This window comes from Leptolyngbya sp. 7M, assembly GCF_018128485.1.
Genome location: NZ_CP070897.1, coordinates 2,483,046 through 2,507,135, shown reverse-complemented (window position 1 = coordinate 2,507,135; position 24,090 = coordinate 2,483,046). Strand labels below are relative to the sequence as shown.

Annotated in this window: 26 protein-coding genes, 1 tRNA gene, 4 pseudogenes and 1 riboswitch; of the genes and pseudogenes, 16 read left to right on the top strand and 15 right to left on the bottom strand. The window is 48.7% G+C overall.

What is annotated here, in order from left to right:
- Window positions 1-18: 18 nt before the first annotated feature.
- Window positions 19-1,590, top strand: coding sequence for a glycosyltransferase (locus JVX88_RS12095; RefSeq protein ID WP_211627529.1), 1,572 nt, complete (start codon window positions 19-21; stop codon window positions 1,588-1,590).
- Between the two features lie 26 nt (window positions 1,591-1,616).
- Here the strand turns inward: JVX88_RS12095 and JVX88_RS44045 are convergent.
- Window positions 1,617-1,757: pseudogene (locus JVX88_RS44045) on the bottom strand (FmdB family zinc ribbon protein); the annotation flags it as partial.
- A gap of 45 nt (window positions 1,758-1,802) precedes the next feature.
- On the opposite strand from JVX88_RS44045, the gene JVX88_RS12090 reads away from it, so the two are divergent.
- Entirely contained in the window at window positions 1,803-2,441 is a 639-nt protein-coding gene (locus JVX88_RS12090; RefSeq protein ID WP_211627528.1) for a lipocalin family protein, read from the top strand.
- 73 nt (window positions 2,442-2,514) lie between these two features.
- Here the strand turns inward: JVX88_RS12090 and trxB are convergent, their stop codons facing one another.
- Window positions 2,515-3,519 carry a thioredoxin-disulfide reductase gene (gene trxB, locus JVX88_RS12085; protein WP_211627527.1) on the bottom strand — a complete coding sequence of 335 codons (1,005 nt, stop codon included), beginning with the start codon at window positions 3,517-3,519 and terminating at the stop codon, window positions 2,515-2,517.
- A gap of 217 nt (window positions 3,520-3,736) precedes the next feature.
- Between trxB and JVX88_RS12080 the strand changes: the two genes are divergently transcribed.
- The 3 genes from JVX88_RS12080 to JVX88_RS12070 all read left to right on the top strand — a co-directional run bounded on the left by JVX88_RS12080 (window position 3,737) and on the right by JVX88_RS12070 (window position 5,111).
- Complete coding sequence (locus JVX88_RS12080) at window positions 3,737-4,114, top strand: PilZ domain-containing protein (RefSeq protein WP_211627526.1); 378 nt, start codon at window positions 3,737-3,739, stop codon at window positions 4,112-4,114.
- Window positions 4,115-4,167: 53 nt separating this feature from the next.
- On the top strand, window positions 4,168-4,950 hold the full coding sequence (locus JVX88_RS12075) for an enoyl-CoA hydratase/isomerase family protein (protein ID WP_211627525.1): 783 nt from the start codon (window positions 4,168-4,170) through the stop codon (window positions 4,948-4,950).
- Between the two features lie 85 nt (window positions 4,951-5,035).
- Window positions 5,036-5,111, top strand: a tRNA-Ala gene (locus JVX88_RS12070).
- An 18-nt stretch (window positions 5,112-5,129) separates the two neighbouring features.
- On the opposite strand, the gene JVX88_RS44040 is transcribed toward JVX88_RS12070, so the two are convergent.
- Window positions 5,130-5,459, bottom strand: a complete 330-nt coding sequence (locus tag JVX88_RS44040; RefSeq protein ID WP_211627524.1) for a 2Fe-2S iron-sulfur cluster-binding protein — start codon at window positions 5,457-5,459, stop codon at window positions 5,130-5,132.
- A 103-nt stretch (window positions 5,460-5,562) separates the two neighbouring features.
- On the opposite strand from JVX88_RS44040, the pseudogene JVX88_RS44035 reads away from it, so the two are divergent.
- Window positions 5,563-5,646 (top strand): annotated as a pseudogene (locus JVX88_RS44035) (glutaredoxin domain-containing protein); the annotation flags it as partial.
- 14 nt (window positions 5,647-5,660) lie between these two features.
- Here JVX88_RS44035 and JVX88_RS38290 read toward each other — a convergent pair.
- Window positions 5,661-6,692 (bottom strand): hypothetical protein, encoded by a 1,032-nt coding sequence (locus tag JVX88_RS38290; RefSeq protein WP_225931878.1) that lies wholly within the window; start codon window positions 6,690-6,692, stop codon window positions 5,661-5,663.
- A gap of 40 nt (window positions 6,693-6,732) precedes the next feature.
- Between JVX88_RS38290 and ruvC the strand changes: the two genes are divergently transcribed.
- Window positions 6,733-7,239 carry a crossover junction endodeoxyribonuclease RuvC gene (gene ruvC, locus JVX88_RS12050; protein WP_211627521.1) on the top strand — a complete coding sequence of 169 codons (507 nt, stop codon included), beginning with the start codon at window positions 6,733-6,735 and terminating at the stop codon, window positions 7,237-7,239.
- A gap of 7 nt (window positions 7,240-7,246) precedes the next feature.
- Window positions 7,247-8,002 carry a hypothetical protein gene (locus JVX88_RS12045; protein ID WP_211627520.1) on the top strand — a complete coding sequence of 252 codons (756 nt, stop codon included), beginning with the start codon at window positions 7,247-7,249 and terminating at the stop codon, window positions 8,000-8,002.
- Between the two features lie 17 nt (window positions 8,003-8,019).
- On the opposite strand, the gene JVX88_RS12040 is transcribed toward JVX88_RS12045, so the two are convergent.
- Together JVX88_RS12040 and lepB are read right to left on the bottom strand one after the other, a co-directional pair.
- Entirely contained in the window at window positions 8,020-8,913 is an 894-nt protein-coding gene (locus JVX88_RS12040; RefSeq protein ID WP_211627519.1) for a pseudouridine-5'-phosphate glycosidase, read from the bottom strand.
- A gap of 16 nt (window positions 8,914-8,929) precedes the next feature.
- Window positions 8,930-9,799, bottom strand: a complete 870-nt coding sequence (lepB, locus tag JVX88_RS12035) for a signal peptidase I (protein WP_211627518.1) — start codon at window positions 9,797-9,799, stop codon at window positions 8,930-8,932.
- A gap of 337 nt (window positions 9,800-10,136) precedes the next feature.
- Between lepB and JVX88_RS12030 the strand changes: the two genes are divergently transcribed.
- Together JVX88_RS12030 and JVX88_RS12025 are read left to right on the top strand one after the other, a co-directional pair.
- Entirely contained in the window at window positions 10,137-10,778 is a 642-nt protein-coding gene (locus tag JVX88_RS12030; RefSeq protein ID WP_225931545.1) for a lysophospholipid acyltransferase family protein, read from the top strand.
- 101 nt (window positions 10,779-10,879) lie between these two features.
- Window positions 10,880-11,248: a hypothetical protein gene (locus JVX88_RS12025; RefSeq protein WP_211627516.1), complete on the top strand. Its 369-nt coding sequence runs from the start codon at window positions 10,880-10,882 to the stop codon at window positions 11,246-11,248.
- On the opposite strand, the gene JVX88_RS12020 is transcribed toward JVX88_RS12025, so the two are convergent.
- The 3 genes from JVX88_RS12020 to JVX88_RS12010 all read right to left on the bottom strand — a co-directional run bounded on the left by JVX88_RS12020 (window position 11,245) and on the right by JVX88_RS12010 (window position 13,585).
- Entirely contained in the window at window positions 11,245-12,615 is a 1,371-nt protein-coding gene (locus JVX88_RS12020) for an ATP-binding protein (RefSeq protein ID WP_211627515.1), read from the bottom strand. The two genes, JVX88_RS12025 and JVX88_RS12020, sit on opposite strands and share 4 nt — an antisense overlap.
- Window positions 12,612-13,307 (bottom strand): response regulator transcription factor, encoded by a 696-nt coding sequence (locus JVX88_RS12015; protein WP_211627514.1) that lies wholly within the window; start codon window positions 13,305-13,307, stop codon window positions 12,612-12,614. The genes JVX88_RS12020 and JVX88_RS12015 overlap by 4 nt, the downstream gene beginning before the upstream one ends.
- Before the next feature lie 98 nt (window positions 13,308-13,405).
- Window positions 13,406-13,585 carry a hypothetical protein gene (locus JVX88_RS12010; RefSeq protein WP_211629135.1) on the bottom strand — a complete coding sequence of 60 codons (180 nt, stop codon included), beginning with the start codon at window positions 13,583-13,585 and terminating at the stop codon, window positions 13,406-13,408.
- A 30-nt stretch (window positions 13,586-13,615) separates the two neighbouring features.
- Between JVX88_RS12010 and JVX88_RS44030 the strand changes: the two genes are divergently transcribed.
- Window positions 13,616-13,978 (top strand): Spy/CpxP family protein refolding chaperone, encoded by a 363-nt coding sequence (locus JVX88_RS44030; RefSeq protein ID WP_225931544.1) that lies wholly within the window; start codon window positions 13,616-13,618, stop codon window positions 13,976-13,978.
- Between the two features lie 150 nt (window positions 13,979-14,128).
- On the opposite strand, the pseudogene JVX88_RS12005 reads toward JVX88_RS44030, so the two are convergent.
- From JVX88_RS12005 to dnaE, 3 genes and pseudogenes are all read right to left on the bottom strand, one after another.
- Window positions 14,129-15,022 (bottom strand): annotated as a pseudogene (locus tag JVX88_RS12005) (sodium:solute symporter family transporter); the annotation flags it as partial.
- Window positions 15,023-15,253: 231 nt separating this feature from the next.
- Window positions 15,254-16,105: pseudogene (locus JVX88_RS12000) on the bottom strand (acetyl-CoA carboxylase carboxyltransferase subunit alpha).
- 5 nt (window positions 16,106-16,110) lie between these two features.
- Complete coding sequence (gene dnaE / locus JVX88_RS11990; RefSeq protein ID WP_211627510.1) at window positions 16,111-18,372, bottom strand: DNA polymerase III subunit alpha; 2,262 nt, start codon at window positions 18,370-18,372, stop codon at window positions 16,111-16,113.
- On the opposite strand from dnaE, the gene JVX88_RS11985 reads away from it, so the two are divergent.
- Both JVX88_RS11985 and JVX88_RS11980 read left to right on the top strand, forming a co-directional pair.
- A complete protein-coding gene (locus JVX88_RS11985; RefSeq protein ID WP_211627509.1) occupies window positions 18,344-19,204 on the top strand; it encodes a hypothetical protein in 861 nt (286 codons plus the stop codon). The genes dnaE and JVX88_RS11985 overlap by 29 nt on opposite strands.
- A gap of 8 nt (window positions 19,205-19,212) precedes the next feature.
- Entirely contained in the window at window positions 19,213-19,515 is a 303-nt protein-coding gene (locus JVX88_RS11980; RefSeq protein WP_211627508.1) for a Smr/MutS family protein, read from the top strand.
- Here JVX88_RS11980 and JVX88_RS11975 read toward each other — a convergent pair.
- Window positions 19,512-19,772: a hypothetical protein gene (locus JVX88_RS11975; RefSeq protein ID WP_211627507.1), complete on the bottom strand. Its 261-nt coding sequence runs from the start codon at window positions 19,770-19,772 to the stop codon at window positions 19,512-19,514. The two genes, JVX88_RS11980 and JVX88_RS11975, sit on opposite strands and share 4 nt — an antisense overlap.
- 163 nt (window positions 19,773-19,935) lie before the next feature.
- Between JVX88_RS11975 and JVX88_RS11970 the strand changes: the two genes are divergently transcribed.
- On the top strand, window positions 19,936-20,370 hold the full coding sequence (locus JVX88_RS11970; protein WP_211627506.1) for a DUF6941 family protein: 435 nt from the start codon (window positions 19,936-19,938) through the stop codon (window positions 20,368-20,370).
- Here JVX88_RS11970 and JVX88_RS11965 read toward each other — a convergent pair.
- Window positions 20,367-21,725 carry an FAD/NAD(P)-binding protein gene (locus JVX88_RS11965; protein WP_211627505.1) on the bottom strand — a complete coding sequence of 453 codons (1,359 nt, stop codon included), beginning with the start codon at window positions 21,723-21,725 and terminating at the stop codon, window positions 20,367-20,369. The two genes, JVX88_RS11970 and JVX88_RS11965, sit on opposite strands and share 4 nt — an antisense overlap.
- A gap of 101 nt (window positions 21,726-21,826) precedes the next feature.
- A riboswitch (cyclic di-AMP (ydaO/yuaA leader) is annotated at window positions 21,827-21,975 on the bottom strand.
- Window positions 21,976-22,084: 109 nt separating this feature from the next.
- Complete coding sequence (locus tag JVX88_RS11960) at window positions 22,085-22,651, bottom strand: carboxypeptidase-like regulatory domain-containing protein (protein WP_211627504.1); 567 nt, start codon at window positions 22,649-22,651, stop codon at window positions 22,085-22,087.
- Here JVX88_RS11960 and JVX88_RS11955 point away from each other — a divergent pair.
- The gene (locus JVX88_RS11955; protein WP_211628672.1) at window positions 22,633-23,619 is read left to right on the top strand and encodes an isocitrate/isopropylmalate dehydrogenase family protein; all 987 of its coding nucleotides are present in this window, start codon (window positions 22,633-22,635) and stop codon (window positions 23,617-23,619) included. The two genes, JVX88_RS11960 and JVX88_RS11955, sit on opposite strands and share 19 nt — an antisense overlap.
- 63 nt (window positions 23,620-23,682) lie before the next feature.
- On the top strand, window positions 23,683-24,084 hold the full coding sequence (locus JVX88_RS11950; protein ID WP_211627503.1) for a hypothetical protein: 402 nt from the start codon (window positions 23,683-23,685) through the stop codon (window positions 24,082-24,084).
- The last annotated feature ends 6 nt before the right edge of the window (window positions 24,085-24,090 follow it).

Here is a 24,090-nt window from a genome sequence, read left to right as displayed (position 1 = left end):
GAAGTAGGGGAGCATCCTATGAGCTTAGGCTTTGATTCTCAGATAATGAACAAACTTCGAGCTAGTGTTGCTTCGCTGAGAACGACTGTCAATTTTTTAGATTTAGCTGATCTGGAGAACTTCTGGAAACAGGTCGAGCAACTTGCAGATAAATTCGATTGGCAATTCTATTGTGGCTACTATGACGATCTAAGCCATCTATCCAATTCCAAGGAAGCGCTTGAGCACTGGATCGTCTTCGGACAGTTTGAGGGACGACTACCGAATCAAGAAGCATTGGAAGCTCAGTTCAAATTGAAAAAATTATCCTTACCTGAGGACTTTGATGCTGAAAAATATTGGATTCTCAACCCTGATCTACAAAAGCAATTTGCGAAGAATCAGTACACGGAATTTAAACTAATCGAGCATTTCTTACAGTATGGGAAAGCCGAAGGAAGACCATATCAAACTTATTTTGATTGGAAGTTTTACTTAGAGTACAACGACGACTTGACTTATTTAACAACTTCTGAAATAGCCTATGAGCATTGGTTGACAGTTGGTCAGCTAGAAGGGCGATTTGCGTCTGAAGCAGAGTTAGTTCGCTTTCTACAGCAAAAACAAATCGACTTACCCAGCAAATTCGATTTCAACGTCTACCTGAGTTTGAATCCTGATCTACAAATAAAGTTTTCTGACCACAAGTACAAGCAGTATAAAGCGACCGAACATTTTCTAAATCAAGGTAAGCTCTCCGGAAGACACTATAGCTATGATTGCCTTTTGGCTACTGAAAGTCCCGCCTCACAGTCAATTCAACAGAAAACGATAGAATTATACTCTGCTTTATTCAATCCTCATCATTATCTACAACAATGTTCTTCAAGTGATAAGCCAAGCAGCAATTGTTTAATTCACTTGATTCAAAAAAATATAGAAAATTATCATCTGTTGAATAAAGAACTGCAATGTTTGGTTGAAGCAGTCGTTTTTTATCGCCTAGCGCTACAGTTGCAACCCGGTTCTGCCGAAGTTGTTACGCGACTGAATGGTATTGTCAATTATGGTGAACAGTTCTATCAACACAACTGTAGTATTTATCCATGCGACGATGATGTTTATGCCCAGTGGTTGAGGGAAAATTCACCTAACGCCAACGATTTGTGGCAAATGGCAAAAGCTGTTGCAGATTTCAGTTACAAGCCGCTGATTAGCATCATCTTACCTGTTTACAACACCCCAGAACCTTATCTACGCGAGGCGCTTCAGTCAGTTTTGAATCAAATTTATCCCTACTGGGAACTTTGTATTGCCGATGATCAATCAACACAGGCGCATGTTCGCTCGATTTTAGAGGAGTACGCAGCCCAAGATTCTCGAATTAAACTTCTGTTTCGCTCAACGAATGGACATATTTCAGCCTGCTCTAATTCTGCCCTTACCTTGGCAACAGGAGAATTTGTAACCTTCTTAGATCACGACGATATCATCACTCCTGATGCGCTGTATGAGGTAGCGGTTTCGGTCGAAGAGGTTGATTCGCTGCTGCCATTTTTCGAAGTGTCGGCAGACGGAGTCGATCTCTCGGACGATGACTTGTTGGAATAATCTGTAACGTACCAGCCGGCGCCCTTGAACTGAAATCCCGATAATGACCACTGTTTTTCCAGCCTGCCGCCGCAGCTTTCGCAGACCTTCAGCGGTTCGTCAGACACGTTCTGACGTTTTTCTAAATGTGTGCCGCAATCGGCGCATTTATATTCGTAGATAGGCATAATTTCCTGTCTCTTTACAGAATTTTACCTTCTAGGCGAAACCGTATGCAACCGCTTTTCGAACTCATTAGCGATCGAGTTCCGCAAGTTTTGAGCGTTCGATCTGTATATATGATGAGCATAACTACCCGAATAATTTTGATGATTATCGTGATGGCAGGCTTTTCGATGGGCTTGAATGCACAGTCCCGGAACAACAACCTTCCGACGGTCCCGTCGCTGGACCTGCAGCGTTATGCGGGCAAGTGGTACGAGATCGCAAGATATCCGAACCGGTTTCAGAAGCAGTGTGTGGGAAACGTAACGGCCAATTACACGTTGACGAGCGGCGGCGGAATAACTGTCATAAACGAATGTCTAAAGAGTAATGGTAAGACGGACCGTGCAAAGGGGAAGGCAAAGATCGCGGATAAACAGACGAACGCGAAGCTTAAAGTTAGGTTCGCTCCGGCCGTTATTTCCTTTTTCCCATTCGTTTGGGGCGACTATTGGGTTTTGGAGTTAGGCCCGAACTATGAATATTCGATGATCGGTGAACCGGGGCGTGATTATTTCTGGATCCTAAGTAGAACGCCAACAATGGACGAGAGTCTCTACAATGGGCTGCTTGAACGTGCGAGAGGTATGGGTTTTGAACCGGATAGGGTTGTACGTACGCCCCAAGGTATGGCCTCCGGCGAATAACGAATAGAAACAGAAACTGAAATGGCCCTGCCTCTTACCGCAGGGCCTATCTCGTGCCGAACAACATCAAATTCTAGTAATTTGTCGCGGTCTTGAGTTCGGCCTCATCACTGTGTTCTGCAAGAAAACGCTCTGCGTCAATAGCAGCCATACAGCCTGTGCCTGCCGCTGTAACTGCCTGGCGGTAATAGGAGTCCTGGGCATCGCCGCAGGCGAACACGCCGGGAATGTTGGTCTTCATCGTGCGGCCTTCGGTGATCAGATAACCAACATCATCCATCTCAAGCAATCCTTTGAAAAGATCGGTGTTCGGTTTATGTCCGATCGCCACAAACACACCGTTTGTCGGATGCTCGAAGGTTTCACCGCTTAGATTGTTATAAAGCGAAACGCTGGTAACCCCTTCTTCCGCGGTGCCGTTTATCGCCTTTACTTCAGTGTTCCAGATGACATTGATCTTTTCGTGAGCCAACACGCGCTCGGCCATTATCTTTGACGCCCGGAACTCGTCGCGGCGATGAACAAGATCGACCTTTGATGCAAACTTGGTCAGGAAAAGAGCTTCTTCCATCGCCGTATCACCGCCGCCGACAACGACGATCGGTTTGCCGCGAAAGAAGAATCCATCACACGTGGCACATGCTGATACACCGTTGCCGCCGAGCCCTTCGGGCATAGGAGCTTCGCCCGGAATACCCAGCCATTTGGCCGAGGCTCCGGTGGATATTATCAATGCGTCGCAATAGATGACCGTTGATATTTCTTCAGAAACCTCGCTCTCTTTTCCAAAAAGCGTAAATGGCCGTTTGGAAAGATCGACGCGGTCGATCCACACATTTATGATCTCAGTCCCGAATCTGAGAGCCTGAGCGCGGAATTGATCCATAAGTGCCGGGCCCATTATTCCCTCGGCAAAGCCTGGATAATTCTCTACATCGGTCGTGATCGTCAATTGACCACCAGGCTGTGGCCCATCAATAACCAGCGGTTCGAGCTGTGCTCGCGATGCATAAATAGCGGCGGTCAAGCCGGCGGGGCCTGAACCCAGGATCACTACGCGTCTTTTTATCTCTTTCATTACCATGTTCGGCATTCATTTTGCCTATGCTCTTAATTGTATAGCCTAATAGCCTTCCTACCAATCTGCGGGCAAGATCAAGGTGGCTCGGCTTTTGTATGATCCCGCGGAGAAGAGCTTTTATTCATTAAACTTGAGCAAATATCGCTTGGCTTTCCGGTAAAACTCCGTGCTAGAATATGCGGAGAATTTTTGCGCTCACGTCTCTGAAGACAAAATGTTGCCCTCTACACAACCTCAATTCGAGGAAAAGCGATTTGCCTTGCGTATGGCATTGCGCTTGCCGATAGTTGTTTCAGGTAGGACCGATGACGGTGCCGCATGGAGCGAACCGACGGAGACGGACGATATCTCAACGCTTGGCGCGCTTTTTCAACTGAATCAGTCGATCGAGGTCGGCGAGACGTTGTATATCCGCTCACATCGGCCGGATGGTGTTCCGGTCGAGGCAAAAGCGCGTGTTGTCCGAATCTCGCCGGCGAGCTATGGGACGTCGCGTGTAGGTGTTTCGATAGTCGAATCAAAGGACAATTGGCTTCGGCTGTTCGTCGCCTGGATCGCTGATGACAACGTTGCGGAAGGACACTCAGAATAATCAATCTATCTACAATAAGTGTATCGGCGGCCCAGAACGCCTTGCCTATAAATATGTCCGAATTTGAAACGATAAGCATTGAAAAGCGCGGTCGGGTGGCGATACTTACGATCGACCGGCCTGAAAAACTGAATGCTCTGAACAGCGCCGTACATCGCGAGGGCGTGGCTGCTCTTGATATGTTGAAGAATGACGAAAGTGTTCGTGTTCTCGTAATAACCGGCTCAGGTGAAAAAGCATTCATAGCGGGTGCGGATATATCTGAATTTGAGGGCAAAACGCCGGTAAGCCAACGTGCGACCTTTTTCGACAGAACGCTTTTTAATTCCATCGATTCTTTCCCCAAGCCGGTCATCGCAATGGTCAATGGATTTTGCCTTGGCGGCGGAAATGAACTGGCATTGGCCTGTGACCTGCGGATATGCAGCGAGAATGCAAGATTCTCACAACCTGAGATTAATCTCGGCATTATGCCCGGCGGCGGCGGCACGCAGCGTTTGACGCGGCTTATCGGCGAGGGGCGGGCGATGGAAATGATCTTGTTAGGTGATATGATCGGCGCTGAAGACGCTCTTCGGTTCGGGCTTGTGAACCACGTTTATCCTGCCGACCAACTCGAAGCTGAAACGATGAAGCTCGCCGAAAAGATAGCAGACAAAGCACCTATAGCACTTCAGTTATGCAAGGAAGCGGTCAAATTCGCATCGCGTTCTGATCTTGATGAAGGTTTGCGGCGCGAGGTGGACCTTTTTGCGATATGTTTTTCGACCGAAGACAAGAAAGAGGGCGTTTCCGCATTCCTTGAAAAAAGAAAGCCTGAATTCAAGGGCCGTTAGTGGACAAGGCATATTTGAAAATGGATAATACTTAGTTTCGGATGAATGGCAATATGCCATTTCCGAGGCGGCCACCCGTCAAGATGGGGACGTAGCTCAGCTGGGAGAGCGCATGAATGGCATTCATGAGGTCAGGGGTTCGATCCCCCTCGTCTCCACCAAACTTCACGTAAAGCACTTCACTTTGTTTCGATATCATCAGATAAGATCTTTACTCGAGTTTTCCCTGATCTAAAGCAGATCTTTTCACTAATGTTTGTAAGGATGGAGCCCGGCCGGATCTCAGTACGGCATGCGAGAGTCTGTTTTGTTGAATTGCCGTCAGTTATGGATACCATACAATCCATACAATCGCCGTTCCAGCAAAGCTCCGCGTCGGATACGCCTTCCATATCTAAATACTGTAAACATCTTAGGATCGAGTTATTCTCAGGTACCAGACATTCCTTATCATCGATAATAATGCTGACCAGTTTTTGATATGGCTCGAAGATCTCGTGGTGTTCCATAGTTTGCCGAAGCGGCGCGGGAATTGGCCGACCTATGTGCTAAGTTTAAAGTATCGGCGATAATCGTTAAACTCAAGAGGAAAAAAGGGGGGGCAGACCAAAGATGGCTATCGTGATGTATGTAAAACCCGGCTGTCCTTATTGTCAGCAGGCACGCGACCATTATAACGCGAATGGGATCACGTTCGTGGAATATGATGCTCAGAACGACCTAGCCAGACAGCGAGAGATGCTTGCGATGACGGGAGGCGACGAGCAGGAGCCAAATGAGTTCATACCTTTATGCCTGACCAAGGCAAGTTGGGAACTTGAAAGAAAGTGGTCTGAACGCCATTTCACACCACGTTCGTCAAATGTAAACGCCTCTTCAAACTCTTCTTCCATCAACTCTTCCAGAAGAGACGCACGATAGCTTTCACGTGCAAATGCAGTCATCAAAAGTACGTTCAGAAAGCCATGCATCGTACCTTGCGGAGCATCTGCAGCATAGGTCAGCGGTTTATAGCAGCGGATGGGATGATGCAGACCCGCAGTCGCCTTAAACGGAACATTTGCCGCAAGACACGTCCTTACGAACCTGATGACCTCACGGCTTTTCGGGAAATCCTCGGCGACTACGCCTCCGGTACGGATCTTTGCACGCTGTCGCTTCATCGCAAGCGTTGTTACTAGATCTACGAACGATGCTCCGGCAGCGATCTCAAAATAGGTTGTTATTCCATCAGGCACGCCGCTAATGGTATTCTCAATCTTTGAGGCGGTCGAGGCCTTAACCTCAAGCATATCTATTTTTACACCTTTGGTGTGGACTCGGGAGAATTCACGTATCTGGCGAACCGTCTGGTTTATATCCTCGCCTGCGATAACGCTTAGCCGCCAATCGCTCTTGCCGTCACGAGAAATAAAATCTCCGGCATGATCCATAAATTCCTCAAGCCTTGCTGCCTGTACAACAAAGCGTCCAAGCATCCAACCATGATTGCTCATCCGATATGTAGCAAAATTTAGAACTGCTTCCTGCATTGAAAGCTGCGAAGGCGGAAAGAGACCAGCGTAATCGATCACTTCCTCCATCAGGATGCGTACTGATTCGAGCGGTTGGGCTGCCGTGGGTTGAACGTTCATTGCAAAGCGCGCTGTCGGGTCAGCAAATACAAAATCATAAGCGTTGAGGGAGCTTTTTACAAATTTCAGCTCTTGATAGGGTATACACTTGCGTTCTTGTCCGATCATCGGTTATCTTTCTTGGCGTTCCGTTCCTAAGTGATTGACGATGCGTGTTTTAGGAATCGATCCCGGCAGCGAGACGCTCGGTTGGGGTATTGTAGAAGGCGACGGATCTCGATATCAGGCCGTCGAATTTGGAGTCGTGCGTTCAAGCCCTAAAGACGTTTTCTCTAAGCGCCTAGCCCGAGTATTCAATGGTGTTACGGAAGTTATTGATACATATCGGCCTGATTTTCTTTCGTTGGAAGAAGCCTTTTATGCCGCGAATGCACAGGTTGCCTTGAAGCTCGGGCAAGTTCGCGGTGTTGTCTTGCTCGCGGCAGAGCTAAGCCTTATTGATATCGCAGAATATTCGCCCCGGTTGATAAAGCAGACCGTTGTCGGTTATGGCAACGCCGAAAAGCATCAGGTTGGAGAGATGGTAAAGATACTCTTACGTCTTTCTTCGGTGCCAAAGCCTCACGATGCCGCCGATGCTCTTGCGATCGCTATTTGCCATTTTCACCATGCGGGGACAGCCGAGCGCATCAAAAATGCCATTGGCGGATCTTGATCTCTATATGAAATCCATCACTTTTGTTCTCCTACTCTTGGCTCTCTTTGTAGTCGAAGCAGAATCCCAGCGCCGAGCAGTAAAAGTCCCGACAGGTCGAACTGCTCTTGTGCAGAATAGTTCGCATACAGCTATCGTAATGGACGAGACCATCTCATTGCTGCGACGCGAACCAAGCCTTTATGCAGATGCGATACAGAGAATGCGTCGCGGCCGAAAAGTGCGCATCGTAGGCGTAAAGGAAGCAGACGGGGTTCGATTCTTTAGGGTTGTTGCCGTTCCGCCAGCCGAGGGCTGGGTCCAGGCAGACGCGGTTTTCAGCGAACGGAGACCTGAAGATGAGGAACGCTTGGCTCGGCTGGTACAGGCATTAAGCGGTTTCGAACAAATAGAAGCCGCCGTACATTTTTTCCGGATGTATCCGAACTCCCGTTTGAAGCCTGCAATTCTGCTATTGTTTGGCGATGCTCTCGAGGACACCGCATCGCGTCTCTCGCGAGATGCGAATAATAGACTGGATCGCCGGCAAATGGCCGCGAGCGGGGCTCCGCCGCATAGTTATTTTCTGAACTTTGTAAGCCTTGATCGTTACCGCCGTCTCGGGATCACTTTTCTTTTCAACCCATCAACTCGAAGATTTCACTACAATGGCACAGCATGGAGAGAGATCACCGAGAAATATTCTTCCGCTCCTGAAGCATCGGAGGCTGCTGAACGTCTCGGAACACTTAGCCAGAAGATGTCGGCCTTAGCAGAAAAATAAAAGTGAAAAGGCGAGATTCAATCTAATTTTTTTGCTATCTCAGCAGCGACGCGGGCATTATTTTCCAGAAGCGATATATTTGCCTGAAGGGTACGACCTTCGGTTCGCTCGGCCAGTTCCGCAAGAAGAAACGGAGTTACGTCGCGGCCCCATAGACCGTTTTGATCAGCAGATTGGAGCGCCTCGGCTAGAGCCCGATCAACCTCGGCTGCAGAGAGTGCATGTTTTTCAGGCACCGGAACGGTGACCAATACAGCTTGGTTCATACCCATCTCACTGCGTGCTTCAACGATCTTTACTACCTCCTTTGAGGTTTCAACACGCTGATCGACAGGCAATCCACTTTTTTGAGTATAGAAAGCCGGCATCTCATCGCATCTATATCCAAGCACTGTTATTCCGTACGTTTCAAGCCATTCGCGCGTAGCAGGAAGATCTAACACAGACTTGGCTCCTGAGCAAACTACAGCGATCGGAGTTGACGCAAGTATAGGAAGATCTGCCGAAATATCGTTGCCATTGCCACGATGAACTCCGCCAATCCCTCCAGTCGCAAAGACCCTGATGCCGGCTCTAAAGGCGATCAAAGACGTTGAAGCTACGGTTGTAGCCCCGGTCATTCTTCTTGCTGTAACCACTGGAAGGTCGCGGACAGAGACCTTTGAGATATCTTTGCCAGTTGCGAGCCGCTCGATCTGCGATTCGCCAAGCCCAACATATATTTCCCCATCGAAGATCGCCGTCATTGCAGGCACCGCTCCGAGTTCACGGACGATCCGCTCCATCTTGTAGGCCGTTTCTATGTTCTGAGGATAAGGAAGTCCGTGGGCGATCACGGTCGATTCAAGAGCGACGATCGGTGAATCGAAATGGATCGCTCCTGATACCTCTTCACTGAAAGTGATCTTCATCAAAGCTGATCGTGCGCTATTTAACAAACTTTCCGATGCGGTCAAGCCGAGGATGCGTGATACAGCCAACCATGCTGCCATTAGAGGCTCCGCGATCACACGACCAGTAAACAAACATGGCCCTTCCAATTATCAAGTCGCGCGGGACGAATCCCCATCCGCGACCATCATCGCTCTGGTCTCGGCTATCGCCCATCACGAAAAAGCTATTAGGCGGAACGATCATAGGTTTGCCCTCAACACCAAAGTTCAGATGATCCAATCTCAGCTTGCCGCCCGATTCGACAGTCCGCATCGTTGAACGCGAATAGTAAACCGTCCATTTGTCTTCCGGCGTGCGCTCTTCAAACTCTGTGGTAGTTAGTGCCGATTGCCCGCGGTCACCACGCGGAGGGTCTCCGATAACACGGTGTTCCGGCAGCGGTTGATCGTTGATGAACACCTGATTGTCGCGGAACTCGACCTTTTCTCCCGGCAGGCCGATCACCCGCTTTACATAATTTATCTGATATTTGACAAGCCCACGATCGCGGTCTGATTCCGGATCGACCGCATTTCCCGGATATTTGAAAACGATGATGTCGCCGCGTTCGATATCGCGCATCGGTAGAAATGGCAGTGGATTGCCGCCCGGAGAAAATATGAACTTATTAACTAAGAGGTAATCACCAACCAAGATAGTATTCTGCATCGAACCGGTCGGTACGGTAACGGCTTGGATGATGAATGTCATCCCGAAAATAGCCATCACCAACGTAACTGTGAACGATTCGAAGTACTCACGAAAAACCGATTTCGGCGGACCTTTCGGCTTTTTCTCTTGCTCGTCAGCAACTTTCGAAGTTGTCTCTTCCTGCGGAACCTTTTCCGCGGCATCATTGCCCATAAGTGGATAAATATAACAGATTAGGGTTTTGCGGCGCGAATTGGCGCGTTCGCTAGTATCTTCAATGCTAGCTCCGCCGCATCCATTTCAGCGGATTTAAGCGAGCGTCCGCATCCTTCGGCACGAACAAGCGGCATCGACTCTTACTATTCGAGATGCGATCAACCTCGTCAATGCGACAGTCATCGGACGGAGCCTGACCTCAGATAAAGGTGATGCCTTTGTCCCGACTGCTGACCTTAATTGGTCGAAGATAGTCCGTAATGCCGACGGGATCCCAGAGATGGACGCGATAATCAAACATAGACCGCTCTTTGAGGCCTTTTCGTTCGCAGTGATGAAGAGCTTTGGTCTGCTGTTTTGCAAGCCCTTTATGCGACTTGAGGTAAGTGGGCAGGAGAACCTCACGGCGGTGGCATTTGCTGAAGGAAATCAGACAAAACCATTCCTTATTTGTCCGAATCACCAGAGTTTTCTTGATCCATTCGTGCTTTGTACTACCTATCCATGGCCAATCTTTCACAATTTCTTCCACGTAGGGGCAAAGATGTTCTTTGAGGGCCGTGTGATGGGATTCGTCGCTAAAATGCTTCGGGTTGTCCCGATCGACCAGGACACACAGCTGATGCGTGCCATGAAAGCCGGCTCCATCGGACTCAAGTCTGGCAAGATCCTCAATATATATCCCGAAGGCGAGCGTGCATTTGACGGAAATCTCCACGAGTTCAAGAAAGGAGCCGCCATTCTCGCAAGTGAACTCGATCTTCCTATACTTCCAGTCGCGATCGATGGACTTCACAAAATTTGGGCGCGCAAAAGTTGGCGCATCCGTCCCGGCAAAGTAAAGATCCGCTTCGGCGAGCCGATCTACCCGAGTAGCACCTCATCCACGGCGACATCTGAAGATGAAAGATATGCTCAGATAACCAAAGAGCTGCGCGATCACATTGCAAGAATGGTCACTGAACTCCGGTCCTGACATAGGTACCTTAGTTCAAAGACCACTTAGATTTTTATTTATTGATGTAAAGTCTTGATCAGTGCTTGCAGATATCATTCGAATGAAAATAGAATTGGCATATGCCATCTACAGCGATCTTATTTGGAAGGATCCTGATCTTGCTCGGGATCATCGGATATGGTTTCGGAATGTATTCGGGAAATGCCAGCATAACGGCTCTGATCCCGGCATTCTTCGGGCTCGTGCTGATGGTCCTCGGCCATGTTGCAAATTCTAACGAAGGACTGCGTAAGCACCTTATGCACGCTGCGGTTGCGGTCGCATTGCTCGGGTTTATTGCAGTAGCAGTGCGGCTTGGCCCAAGACTTGGGACAATTGAATTCGGAGCGGCATTTCTTTCCCAACTCTTGATGGGAGTTATTTGCCTTGCATTCGTTCTGTTAGGCGTCAAATCATTCGCAGATGCACGCCGTGGCCGATCCGATTAATTATTGTCTTTACAGGCTAAACTAATATCGACCAATAGTCCGTCGCCTTCATTCCTAGCTGTTATGCTGCCCTCATGGGCTCGGATAGCCTGTTCAGCGATCGCAAGACCAAGACCTGTTCCACCGCTGCTACGGTCACGGGCCTCACCAACTCGATAGAAAGGGCGGAATAGATTCGCTAGTTCATTTTCCGGCACTCCGCCCCCGTGGTCTTGTATTCGAACGGTAGCATTTCCATTGTTTCTTATTAGCGAGACTGTTACCGATGTTCCCTCCCGCGTATAGCGAACCGCATTTCGAAGAACATTCTCTACGGCGCTTTGTATAAGTCCTTCGCTGCCAACCATGCGGCAATCGTCCGCATGAACCAGCTTTACAGACCTTCCTTTGGCGTTAGCCTCGAAATCCGCGTCCGCAACCACCTGCTCGACAAGCGATCTGAGGTTCATCTCGCCCCGATCGAAATCTCGTGTTCCTGTTTCAAGCTTTGAAAGGGTCAAGAGCCGCGAGATCATTTCGTTCAACCGCACCGATTCATTCTCTATCCTGTCCAGAAGAGGTTTTGCGTCCGCGCCTGCCTTTTTCTTTGCTATCTCCAGGGCAACACCCAAACGCGATAGCGGTGAGCGCAATTCGTGGGATATATCACGCGAAAGTCGTTTTTGAGAATCGATCAATCCCTCGATCCGTTCCGCCATTACGTCAAAGTCCTCTGCAAGGGCGGAGATCTCATCTCTTCGATTTCCAACCTTCGAAGCAACGCGCGTCGAAAGGTCCCCGTCGGCAAGTCTTTGAGTTGCTTGGCGCAGTTTACCTATCGGCGACGACAGGTATCGAGCCAGCAGCCAACATAGCAAAAGAGCGGTCAATAGCAGCCCTGCATATCTCAAGTATCTAAGCGGCGATTCTCCGAAGAATGGTGTGATCCGAGGACGCTCCCAACGAATTATCAACACATACCGATTTCCATCAGAAAGCGTTAGCTGGCGAGCTGATAGCGCAGTCTCCTGAAGGGTTTCTATGACAACCGCATCGGTTGCAAGAGCCTTTACTACCAGATCTTTGTAATTATCAGCATTGACCCCCTGCGAGAGATAAACCTTTCCGTTCTCGCCGATAAGATCGACTTCGCCGATAGTGGCGGGGCGTCTAATACGTTCCAGGAACTCGTTCAATCCGGCTTCGCCTTCCGCACGATAGATCTGGGTCGCAGTCTCGGCATAAGTAACGGTTTGATTCGTAATTGAAACCCTCCAGCGGCTTACCACCGGCTCCGTTTGGACGGTCCAGTTCAGAAATAACATTACCCCGATCATTAGGCCGATCGCGGCAAGAAACCAAAGGAATATCTTTAAAAAAAGGTTCATTTCACAGTGTAAATATATCCGACCGACCTGACCGTTTTAATACGTTCGCTGCCGTCTTCATGCAGGCCTAGCTTCTTTCTCAAATTGGAGATATGCATATCCAATGAGCGATCATAAGGCGACAGTTCGCGCTCCAGTACGGTTTCGCTGAGGTCTTCTTTCTTCACAACATTTCCGGCTTGACGAGCAAGAGCTGCCAACAGGTCAAACTCAAGCGACGTAAGCACAACATCACGTCCGTCAAGTTTTACTGACCGAGATGAGGCCGAGATCTCAAGATCATCAACGATGAGCTTTTCAGGAAGACCAGTATCAGTCCCCTCACCGTTGGCGCGTCGAAGTATCGCACGGATCCTGGCAACCAGCTCACGCGGATTGAATGGCTTCGGCAGGTAATCATCCGCGCCGATCTCGAGTCCGACGATCCGTTCCATATCATCACCGCGGGCTGTTAACATCAAAACGGGCAGCATTGATGTTTCACGAAGATTTCTCAAAACATCAAAACCATTGAGCTTCGGCATCATTACATCTAGAATCGCAAGATCATAATTCCCTGTTCTTGCTTTTGAAAGCCCCGCCTCACCATCATGAACTGCACTTACCTCGAAACCTTCAACGCTTAAATATTCGGACACGAGCTCGCAAAGCTCCTCGTCATCATCAATGATCAATACTTTCGTGTCGCTCACAATATCATTCTACGTCAGATCGAGATGAGGCGCGCTGTGTTTTACATTTCTTTACAGAACTTCACAAAACAAATAGGGCTGGTTCAAAGTCCGCAGCGTCAAAGTATACGATAGCGGACAAGTCCGTAGAATATTTGATAGAGCAATAGGAGAAAAAGATGAAAAAATTCGTTGTAGCGATACTTGCTGTGGCCGTTGTGTGGATCGGTGCGTTCGTAGCGATCGCCCAAACCACAGACGATGAAACAGGAAAGAGATGGGACAAAGAGGGTAAACACCGCTTAGGAAAGAAGCACCGAAAAGGCGGGATGATATTCCGCGGACTTGATCTGACGGAAGATCAGAAAGCACAGATAAAGGCAATGAGCGAAGGATCAAAGCCCACAATTCAGCCATTGATGGAAGCGATGAAACAAAATCGCCAGAAATTTATGGAGGCACGTAAAGCCGGAGCTGACGAGGCAACGCTTGCCGCTATCCGCGCTGAAGCAGCTCCGATACGCGAACAGATGAAAGCTCATCGTGAAGCATCGATGACCCAGATGATGTCGATCCTTACTGATGAGCAAAAAACTAAGCTTGCTGCAATGAAAGAGAAAAGACAGGAGCGAATGAAAGAACGTCGAGGAAAGCGATCGGGCTTCAAGTCCGAGAGTGGTGGCGAGCTTTAAGTTCGGCACAAAACAAGGGGGAAATGGTCCGGTGAGCAGCTTCACCGGGCCATTATTGTGTATGGAACAAATATCTTGGATGTTTACGACGAGTAGGCGATCCGGCCATTGATCATTACCAGTCGAATTTTCCGATAACTGTCCAAAAGTACTAGATCTGCCCGCTTGCCGACCTATCCCGATAAGCAAAATAAAGAATTGCATAGGTATCTTAAGAAAGGCGCTCATTAGCAACGACGTACGCCCTTCGTCCACGGAACGTGCTGTCAGAAACCGTTGCACTTGGCTTTGATCGCAGCCGAAATAACCGAGCATTAGAAAAAGGCCGCCGATCAAGCCTGACCAAATGGTGTATTTCTCGGTGATATCAAAGCGTGTATCGATCGTCTCTAACTTGCCAAGACTTCCTGCCAAATGCAGACCGTCCGCGACCGAAACTCCGGAAGGGAAGCCAGAGATTATCACCCAAACTGCGACACCAAGACCAAAAAAGATGATGAACATCTGCTTAACGTCCGTCCACGTTACTGCCTGAACGCCGCCGAGCATTGTGTAGATAGTGGTCGTCAGACCGATCGCGAAAATCGTAGCTATCAGATTCCAGCCAAAAACGATCGAAAGAACGATCGCCGGTGCGGAGATGATTGTTCCGACGCCGAGACCGCGTGAAATGAGAAAGAAAAAACTGGTTAAAGTCCTTACCCGAACATCAAAACGCTTTTCTAGATATTCATATGCTGTAAAAATATTCGCCCGATGAAAGAATGGTACGACCGTTACGCACAAAATGATCATCGCGAATGGCAGTCCGTAATAGAACTGCAGGAACCGCATCCCGTCCGTATATGCCTGTCCAGGCGTTCCGACAAGTGTGATCGCAGACATCTGCGTCGCCATTACCGACAGCCCGACGGCCCACCACGGAAGTCCGCGGTTAGCCAAAAAGAACCCTTCTTTAGTGCCGGTATGTTTTGACAGGCGGATCCCGTCAATGATCACGTAAACCAGATAGACCGAAACTATCGCCCAATCAAAATATGCCATATCGCACTTTCAGCCGTTCGCCGCATATACACAGAAATGGCCGCTTGCGTAAAGGCTGCGGCCGGCCGGACCGTTCGATCGAGATCAGCTTTTCACTCATTCAAATAATACCAAATCGGACCGTTAGACTAGTGAGGTCCGGTTGCAATATTAACCTGTCTGAAAATTAAGGCGGAGTCGAATATTTATAAACTGATTAAAAGCGGGAAAACAGTGAAATAGTCTGTCTGGTCAGATCCAATCACCCATTTTACGGAATTTCTTGAAGCGTTCACGGACAAGTTCCTCAGGAGAGAATTTCTCCAACTCTGCAAGGTTCTTTTTGATCGCGGTCTTCAAAACATCTCCGGTCAAACTAAAGGCATCCAGATCGCTTTCGGTCTTTTTACCTTCGCCATTTTCGGTTGAAGCAATGCTCCACGAAACTTTCTCCGGAATTATCTCATCGACGATACCAAAAGACCTTAGATCATCGGCCGTTAACCGAAGGCAGGCAGCGGCATCCGCAGCACGCGATGCGTCCTTCCACAAGATCGCGGCACAGCCTTCGGGCGAGATAACTGAATAGACCGCATTTTCCATCATCAGAACACGATCGCCAATGCCGATCGCAAGAGCCCCGCCGGAGCCCCCTTCACCCACCACAACAACAATTATCGGAACACGCAGTCCGGCCATCTCACGCAAATTATAGGCAATCGCCTCCGCCTGCCCACGTTCTTCCGCATCGATCCCGGGATAAGCTCCTGGCGTATCTATAAAAGTAATTATCGGCCTGGCAAATTTTGCGGCGAGGTGCATTGCACGCAGGGCCTTACGATACCCCTCCGGTTTTGGCATACCGAAATTTCGCATCTGCCGCTGCTTTGTATCCCTGCCTTTTTGTTGGCCTACGACCAGGACCTACTTGCCGTCAAGACGGGCAAATCCACAAACCATCGCTGCGTCGTCGGCATAACGGCGGTCCCCATGTATCTCAATAAAATCCGTGAAGATGCCATTGAACAGATCTAGAGCATACGGCCGATCAGGATGGCGCGCATTCTGAACGCGATCAAAAGCGGTGCTGGCTGCAGTTTCCATAGTTACTAGAATTCCCAGTTTACCCCGCAGCCCCGATTTTTCAACTCCTGCTCAAGTTTTCCGGATCCGCGCACTCCCAGACCCGGAGAACCTAGCTTAACCGTTCTGCCATCGAGCTTTACCTCAAGCACAACATCACAAGTCCCGCTGTGATCGCTTATAAGCGAGTAAATATCCTCAAGCTGTTCTTCATCGAAAAGCGAAGGCGGCAACGTGATCGTAACACTCCGAGCGGTATTTGAGATGGTGTCAACGATCAGACGAAGATCAGATGCGATCACAGTAGGCTCTTGTCCTTCAGATGATTCGACCTTGCCCTCAACTATTACAAGGGCATCGTCTGCAAGAATAGATGAAAGGCGAGTGTATGCTTCCGACCATAGAACACACTTTATACCAGTTGAGAGATCCTCAACCCTAAAGGTAGCATAACGTTTTCCATTCTTGCTCCACCTGACCTGAAGCGCGGATATAACGCCTGCGATCTTTATGTTCGAACGAGCCCCGATCGACTCATAGTCCGCGAGATTTCTTATATTCATCCGATCCAGAATACTTGTATATTCGGTCATCGGGTGTGCTGAAAGATAAAATCCGATAGCGGCTTTTTCTTTAGCTGAGACCTCGGCTGAACTCCATGGTTCCACATCCGGCAGCGGCGAATCTCCTTGCATTGAAACGCCGGACATCGCTCCAAAGAGATCCGTTTGTCCGGAGATCTTATCATTCCACACCTTTTGCCCGACAGCGATCGATTCATCGATCGCTGCGTATAGCTTGGCACGCCAGTGTGAGATCGGCAGTTTATCGGTGTTTAATGAATCGAACGCACCGGCGCAGACGAGACTCTCCAAGGTACGCTTATTCAATGCTCCGGGCTCTACCCTTGATACAAGATCAAAGATCGAACGGAATGGGCCGGTTCTTCTCGCTTCTATTATTGCTTGCGCGGAAGATGAACCAAGCCCTTTGATCGCACCAAGTCCATAACGCACTGAATCTGCGGATGGGGTGAAGCCCTCATCGCTTTCATTCACATCTGGCGGTAGTAGAGCAAGCCCGATCGATCGCAGTTCCTTAGAATAGCGATATACCTTCGCACTATCATCAGCTTCGTGTGAAAGAACTGCGGCATAAAAGTAAGCAGGATAATGAGCCTTTAGATATGCGGTCTGAAATGCGAGTATCGCATACGCGATACTATGGCTCCGGTTAAACCCGTAATCGGCAAATTTTGCCATTAGGTCGAATATCTCTTTGGCCGTCTTTCGTTCGATGCCTCGCTCGACAGCTCCGGAGACGAATTTTTCTTCGTGAGGAGCCATCTCTTCCGGCTTCTTTTTGCCCATCGCCCGACGCATAAGATCTGCTTCTCCAAGACTATAACCGCCGAGCTTCTGAGCGATCTGCATTATCTGTTCCTGATAAACAAGAACTCCGAAAGTGTTCCGAAGTATTTCTTCCATTTCAGGAACAATATAGGAAACTTTCTTTTCGCCGCGGTGCCGGAGTATGAATTCCTCTACCATCCCGCCATCAAGAGGCCCTGGGCGATAGAGTGCGTTTAATGCTGCAAGATCTTCAAGTTCCCTTGGTTTCAGGCGGCGACATATCTCCTGCATCCCAGGAGATTCGAATTGAAATATGGCTTCGGTCTTTCCGTCCGAGAAAAGTTTCATCGTTTTCTCATCGTTCAGCGGTACGGAGCGCCAGTCTATTTCTATGCCGGTTTTTTCTTTTAGATTCGAAAGGCAATCAGCGATTATGGTCAGTGTTGTCAGCCCCAGGAAATCCATCTTGAGCATTCCGACCTTCTCAAGATCGCCCATCGGATATTGGCTGGTGAATTCGTTTTTCGCCGAATAAGCGACCGGAACAAGCTCATGAAGAGGTTTGGGGGATATGACAACTCCGGCGGCGTGTACGGATGTATGGCGAGCACAGCCTTCGACGCGAAGCGCTAATTCGATCAGTTCATTGACCTTAGGATCAGTTTCTTTAAGGGCTTTTAACTCAGGAACGTCGATCAAAGCCTGCGTTATGGGGATATTTCGTCCTCTGAATGGCGGCGGGATCATTTTCGCTATTTTTTCCACATCGCCATACGCCATATTCAAAGCTCTTCCCACATCCTTTATGGCGGCTCGGGATGCCATAGTCCCAAAGGTTATGATTTGGCAAACAGAATCACGACCATACAATTCGGAAACGTGATTTATGACGTCAGCCCGACCGCGAATGCAGAAATCGATATCGATATCAGGCATCGAGATGCGCTCCGGGGAACGTTCACAGAAACTAGCGGAAGAGTTTCAGAACCGAACGCCTCAGGCGGCTGGGAAACTCCGTGCCGCTTCAAACCTTCGTCTCGGACCTGATATGAGTCCGGAGAACATAATGTTCAAGCTCGCCAATGGTTCTACCTTCGAGATAATGGCTTGGAATTTTGTTCCTAAAGCCGAATTGCCGGATGTGGATGATGCTGCAAAAGGGGAAACCAAAAAGGCAAGCCGCGGCAATAATGATGAGATCGAGGCAGCAAAAGTGGCGGGTGAGCCAGAGAAGATAGATGAAAAATATGATATTTGGTATCAGGTAAGGTTAGATCCCTCAGTATCCCCAGCGCCCGCAGGCTGGCTCTTCGGTCGGCAGGTAGAACTGCTTATTCCAAGTGAGATAGTTTTCTTTCAACAGAACAATCGAAAATTCGTTTCATGGCAACGCCTTGATACGGATGCGGCTGGCAAAGCTGTGCTTTCGGAGCGATCGGCTACGCCAGGAAATTGGGTGATCCTTACGCGAACAAATCTAGTTAAAGCCATCGATGGGATCGAGCCGGACTTTGACGGAATTCTTGTCCTCGCTTTTGATAAGTACGACCAAAGCTTCTATACCGTATGGCGTTCCACTGGCGAGGTTTGGGGAAGGCTGCCTTTGAAGGTCGAGGGTTCCGGAGATAATAAGACCTTTTCATTTCAGTTAAGGCATCCCGAAGGTCGAATGGATGAAAAGCGATTCGTTGTTTATCGCGACAAGAACAGGGTCAGATTAACGCCGCCCGAGGACATCGCACAGTATATGCAGGGCAGGGCACGTTGAATTTCGCTATGTCAGATAATGATGCGACCGAATCCCCGTTCCCGGAAACGATCGATCTGGAGATTACGGATTCTCTGGATCTTCACGCTTTTCATCCGCGTGATATAGCGAACGTAACCCGTGCATATTTGGATGAGGCTCGTAATAGAGGCTTCAGATTTGTAAGGATCATTCACGGAAAAGGTATCGGGGTCCAGCGTGAAACGGTACGAAAGATCTTGTCCGAAACTGATTTTGTATTAAAGTTCAAGACAGGGGACGAATTATCCGGCGGGTGGGGAGCGACCGTTGCTACTTTGGATGTGGATTAGCTTTCATCAATAACTTCTGCCCAGGCTTCGTCACCCGCGTTTTCCGCGAACAAGGTATCGATCACAGATTCCTGTTCGCGTATTCGCTGCTCGGCATCTTCGAGCCGCGATGTCAGCATCCGGCAACGCCTTTCAAGTTCAGTCAGCCTTCTCTTGCGTTCTCGATCTAATCTGTCAAGATAGAGCATATAGGTCATCTGTAAGCCAGCTACACCGGCCAAGGCAAGACAAAGTCCGATGAGTGCATAGATCAGCATCGGTCAAGAATGTGGGCTTACCCAGATTATACATACGGCATAAGCGCATGAAAAGGTTTCTAACGTTTGAGAATATCTCGATGACCGGAAGCCCATAGAGATCTGAGATGTAGCGACCGTATATTGGAAACCACATCGGATTGATTATTTGGATTAACGTTGAATGCAAACAGAGAATCTAAAACTGGTTTACACGCTGCTTTGCGATGATGTCCGGATAGAAATGGGGAACAAGATATCCCTAATGGGCATTTTCCAGAACATAATGGTTGAAAAGCTGCCGGTCTCGCTCATCAAATTTGCAGTGATCAACCATTGGGAAGGTGTGGGAAGCCACCAAACCGAGGTGAGGATACTTTCGCCTGATCGTACGAACCTTATAGTTACTTCCCAGCCCACAAATATCGATCTTGCACCAGGCGGATTTACTGACAACGTCAGCTTCTTTGTAAACGTTGTTTTCCCGACGGCGGGGACATATTGGATTCAAACGCTCGCTAATACGGTCGTTCTTGAAGAATTTCCCTTGATAGTTACCGATGCCAGTTCGGCTAATCAAATACAGCCACTAGAGGAGATCTCGGAAACCATAAATTAACTGGTAGCCAAGCGTTCAGCTAAAGCCCTTGCCTGCACCCTGATCTCCGGGATCGCTGTTGATTCCCAAAGCGTTCCCTTCAACGAAGTTCCTAAGGTCCATAATCCATCGGAAGGAGAGCCATTTGCACCAATGAGCTTTCCGTCCAAAGTTGCATCAAGACCCATGTTTAGAGGATCACAGCGTATTAAACCGTCACGTAGTAAAACACGTACCAATTCGCTATCGATAAGCGCAAAATTCGATTCAGACGCGATGCAGTTTATCAATACATCGGCAGATACATAGCTCTGCTTTCCCCCAGTTGTAAAATTCACTAAGAAGTGCCCTGATTCATCAAGCGAAATATGACGTAAGCGCCCACTCAATATTGTGAGCTTACCGCTTTGGATGAGCTGTTGGATCGTAACGGCTACCTTTGCCGGCATCCGGTGCCGGACAGCATTCCAGTACCGGCTTAAGTGTTGCATGAAATATCGCTTTTCAGTTGCAGGCAACCCGTACCAGAGCTCTTGTGTTATCGGTCGAAGGGAATCGATAACTGCACGCCAATCACTACCGATCTTCTCAGCGTTCCTTATGTGGCGACGTACCGTTTTGAAAATATCCGTGATCCTTTTTGCCCCAAGCAGTTCATCTGCGAACGACTCGTAATGGAAACCAAGCTTATGAACTGCGGGCAAAATCCCCTTAGTTGAGATAGCAGTGATCTTGCCTTGATGTCCGTCCCCTTCAAGCCGCAAAACTACGTCAGCCATAGAAAGGCCCGTGCCCACGATCAAAACGTCATCAGTCCTTTCGATATTTTTTCCTGATTCACTATTCCAAATATCGCGAATATACTTCGGGGAGGTTGTGAATGTAAGGTCGGGAACTGTGGGATGTGGTGGAAGGAAATTGCCAAAGGCCAACACCACATCGTCAAACCTCAGAACTGAGCCGTCAGATAGAGGCATGTTGTACTTTCCTTCCTTGGCGATAAATGAATCCACCTTGCCTGCGATGATATCCAAGGATCGCGAACTAGGAGCGCTCGCAAGTTCATTATCCAGCAAATACTTCAAATATTCTCCGAATAGCCTCCGAGGAACAAAATCGTTGGGTTCAAAGCTGTGTCCATTCTTGTTCAACCAACTGACGAAGTTGTTAGGATCGTCTGGAAATGCGCTCATTTTTGAGGCTGGAACATTTAGCAAATGTCGTTCATTCTCAGTACTGAATGCGACTCCGCAAGCCAATTTTTGACGCTTTTCGAACAGGGTGATCTTGAGCGGAGCAGGGCTTGGCTGCCTTAGGAGATTGATCGCTAAAAGTGTACCACTAGCTCCGCCGCCGATTATCGCAATGTTTTTCATAATGCCTTTTCTGATTCTCCCAATCAGAGCATTGAAGGCACTATAGAGACACGAAAAGGTTGTGAAGCACAATGCTCACAACCTTTGCACAGTCGGCTAGTGTCCTTCTTCGTTAAAGCCTACGAGGTTAGCTGACGGGCTGGAAGCGAAGAATCTTTCTCTGCATTTGCAGATTCGCCCCTATTCCGAAAAACTTCGGAAACTGAGTGGTTCCCCCGTGTTGTTTTTACAACTTCGGCAATAAAATTTATATGAGTTTACCAAATGGAGGTGACGGAAGGCAAGGTATTTATTTTCTGCCTTTCGCATACCGTCATTCGATGAGAAAGTAGAAACTCGGACGAGGCTTATCAACATTTCTAGCGATTGTTGCGCGAAAGATGAAGTGTGATGGCTGTGCTGTACATCGCGGGGCCATCGACCTCGATCTCTTTTGAATCCGAAATATTCTTATATTTGGCAGTTATCCGGTATTTTGCGGTGGTCGGTTGACGACGGAAAACTATCTCACCGCTGGAATTCGTATATCCCGAATCAACGCGTTTCGTACTTCCGTCAGCATTTACGATCTCCAGATCGACCTTCGCACCGGTAACGCTCGTACCTTCAAGGAAAAATACGCTGCCGCGAATTAAAGCGAGCGTGCCGCGATCAACGGCTAGGATCAATCGGTCGCCGAGATCGCGAACCTTGTCCGTGATCTCTACGTTGTAAAGCACTCCCGGGCTGTAGCCTTCCGCTTCAAATGAGATATTGTATTTTCCCGGACGTATGCCCGTAACGTGAAATTCGCCTTTCGAATTCGAGCGTGCCGTCTTTACAACCTTTCCATCCTGTCTGATCGACACTTCGGCGCTGGCAATTCCATTGCCGCGTTGATTGCGAACCTTGCCCTTGACGTGACGGGATCGGGCCGGAGATAACATCGGCAACAGTTCGGGTAATCGAGGCAGCGGGGGTTGACGTTAATTGGGAAACCCATATTCTCGGAGCCCAGGCTCAGGAGAAGTACGGCACGACGCTGCCGGATGAAGCCATCACATCGATCCGAGAAAACCGCGTTGCGTTAAAAGGACCGATAATGACGCCGGTTGGGAAGGGGTTCACTTCGGTAAATGTTGGACTGCGAAAGGCTCTTGATCTATATGCAAATGTCCGGCCGGTGAGGGCTTTGCCGAACGTTCCTTGTCGATATCCCGAACTGGATTTGGTTATTGTTCGGGAGAATACTGAGGGACTTTATTCCGGTATTGAGCATGTCGTCGTTCCAGGTGTAGTTGAAAGTCTTAAGGTGATAACTGAAAAAGCCTCACGTCGGATCGTGAAATACGCTTTCGAATTTGCCCGCGATAATCGGCGGAGGAAGGTTACAGCGGTTCACAAGGCGAATATTATGAAGCTTTCGGATGGGCTCTTTCTCGATCTGTTCTATGAAGTTTCGAAGGAATTTCCGGATATCGAGGCTGATGACAAGATAATCGATAATTGTTGTATGCAATTGGTTATGCGGCCTGAACAGTTCGACGTGTTGGTGATGGAGAACCTTTACGGAGACATCTTATCAGACCTTTGCGCCGGCCTGATCGGCGGTCTTGGACTCGCTCCAGGGGCAAACATCGGGGAACAGGGGGCTGTGTTTGAAGCTGTTCACGGTTCTGCCCCAGATATTGCGGGACAGGGTATTGCAAATCCGACGGCGATATTGATGTCTGGATTGATGATGCTTAGGCACATAGGCGAGGCAGATGCCGCAGCCAGAGCTGAAAAGGCGATGCTTGATGTTTTCGCGGAAGGAAAGTATCTGACGCGTGATCTTGGCGGCACGACCAATACTGCCGATTTTGCCAGCGCGATCATCGAGCGGCTTGCTGCGACGGAAAGCAGATCAGCTTGATGGAATTTTGCAGCAACCAACTCCGCCGAAAGATTATCGAAACTCTGAAAATGGGGGTGTGTGATGAATAAGATCATCTTGGTTATCTTCGCTGCTGCGATCTTTACATTTATGACTTTTGGAGCTAACGAACAGAATTCAGATAAGATAGATCTGAAGATCGGCGAGGCAAAATTAGTTGGCGATGCGGGTTATTCATTGCATTTCCTTGAGGTCGCCGAGGATTCTCGTTGTCCAGATGGGGTAGATTGTATTTGGGCTGGCCGCGCGGTCGTGAAGCTTGTGCTGGTCAAAGAAGACCAACCTCTTTCTGAATTTCACCTTGAAGACAGCGGTGAAAAGAACGTTTTTGAGGTGGATGGATTCCGATTCAAGCTTGTTTCACTCTTTCCGAAACCTACTGCAGATGGGCAGCCGAAACAAGATGAATATACCGCGAGCATCAGCATTGAGAAGCTGAAATGACCCATA

Bases quoted from the DNA above. Each gene is read 5' to 3' on its own strand.
- JVX88_RS12080 (WP_211627526.1), top strand. From the start codon at position 3,737: ATGTTGCCCTCTACACAACCTCAATTCGAGGAAAAGCGATTTGCCTTG.
- JVX88_RS11960 (WP_211627504.1), bottom strand. From the start codon at position 22,651: ATGTTATCTCCGGCCCGATCCCGTCACGTCAAGGGCAAGGTTCGCAAT.
- JVX88_RS38290 (WP_225931878.1), bottom strand. From the start codon at position 6,692: ATGATCGGACAAGAACGCAAGTGTATACCCTATCAAGAGCTGAAATTT.
- JVX88_RS12025 (WP_211627516.1), top strand. From the start codon at position 10,880: ATGCCATCTACAGCGATCTTATTTGGAAGGATCCTGATCTTGCTCGGG.
- JVX88_RS11970 (WP_211627506.1), top strand. From the start codon at position 19,936: ATGCAAACAGAGAATCTAAAACTGGTTTACACGCTGCTTTGCGATGAT.
- JVX88_RS11975 (WP_211627507.1), bottom strand. From the start codon at position 19,772: ATGCTGATCTATGCACTCATCGGACTTTGTCTTGCCTTGGCCGGTGTA.
- JVX88_RS44040 (WP_211627524.1), bottom strand. From the start codon at position 5,459: ATGGAACACCACGAGATCTTCGAGCCATATCAAAAACTGGTCAGCATT.
- JVX88_RS12030 (WP_225931545.1), top strand. From the start codon at position 10,137: ATGAAGAGCTTTGGTCTGCTGTTTTGCAAGCCCTTTATGCGACTTGAG.
- trxB (WP_211627527.1), bottom strand. From the start codon at position 3,519: ATGAAAGAGATAAAAAGACGCGTAGTGATCCTGGGTTCAGGCCCCGCC.
- JVX88_RS11965 (WP_211627505.1), bottom strand. From the start codon at position 21,725: ATGAAAAACATTGCGATAATCGGCGGCGGAGCTAGTGGTACACTTTTA.
- JVX88_RS12045 (WP_211627520.1), top strand. From the start codon at position 7,247: ATGAAATCCATCACTTTTGTTCTCCTACTCTTGGCTCTCTTTGTAGTC.
- dnaE (WP_211627510.1), bottom strand. From the start codon at position 18,372: ATGCCTGATATCGATATCGATTTCTGCATTCGCGGTCGGGCTGACGTC.
- JVX88_RS12095 (WP_211627529.1), top strand. From the start codon at position 19: ATGAGCTTAGGCTTTGATTCTCAGATAATGAACAAACTTCGAGCTAGT.
- lepB (WP_211627518.1), bottom strand. From the start codon at position 9,799: ATGGGCAATGATGCCGCGGAAAAGGTTCCGCAGGAAGAGACAACTTCG.
- ruvC (WP_211627521.1), top strand. From the start codon at position 6,733: ATGCGTGTTTTAGGAATCGATCCCGGCAGCGAGACGCTCGGTTGGGGT.
- JVX88_RS44030 (WP_225931544.1), top strand. From the start codon at position 13,616: ATGATATTCCGCGGACTTGATCTGACGGAAGATCAGAAAGCACAGATA.
- JVX88_RS11950 (WP_211627503.1), top strand. From the start codon at position 23,683: ATGAATAAGATCATCTTGGTTATCTTCGCTGCTGCGATCTTTACATTT.
- JVX88_RS11980 (WP_211627508.1), top strand. From the start codon at position 19,213: ATGTCAGATAATGATGCGACCGAATCCCCGTTCCCGGAAACGATCGAT.
- JVX88_RS12090 (WP_211627528.1), top strand. From the start codon at position 1,803: ATGCAACCGCTTTTCGAACTCATTAGCGATCGAGTTCCGCAAGTTTTG.
- JVX88_RS11985 (WP_211627509.1), top strand. From the start codon at position 18,344: ATGCAGAAATCGATATCGATATCAGGCATCGAGATGCGCTCCGGGGAA.
- JVX88_RS12040 (WP_211627519.1), bottom strand. From the start codon at position 8,913: ATGAAGATCACTTTCAGTGAAGAGGTATCAGGAGCGATCCATTTCGAT.
- JVX88_RS12020 (WP_211627515.1), bottom strand. From the start codon at position 12,615: ATGAACCTTTTTTTAAAGATATTCCTTTGGTTTCTTGCCGCGATCGGC.
- JVX88_RS12075 (WP_211627525.1), top strand. From the start codon at position 4,168: ATGTCCGAATTTGAAACGATAAGCATTGAAAAGCGCGGTCGGGTGGCG.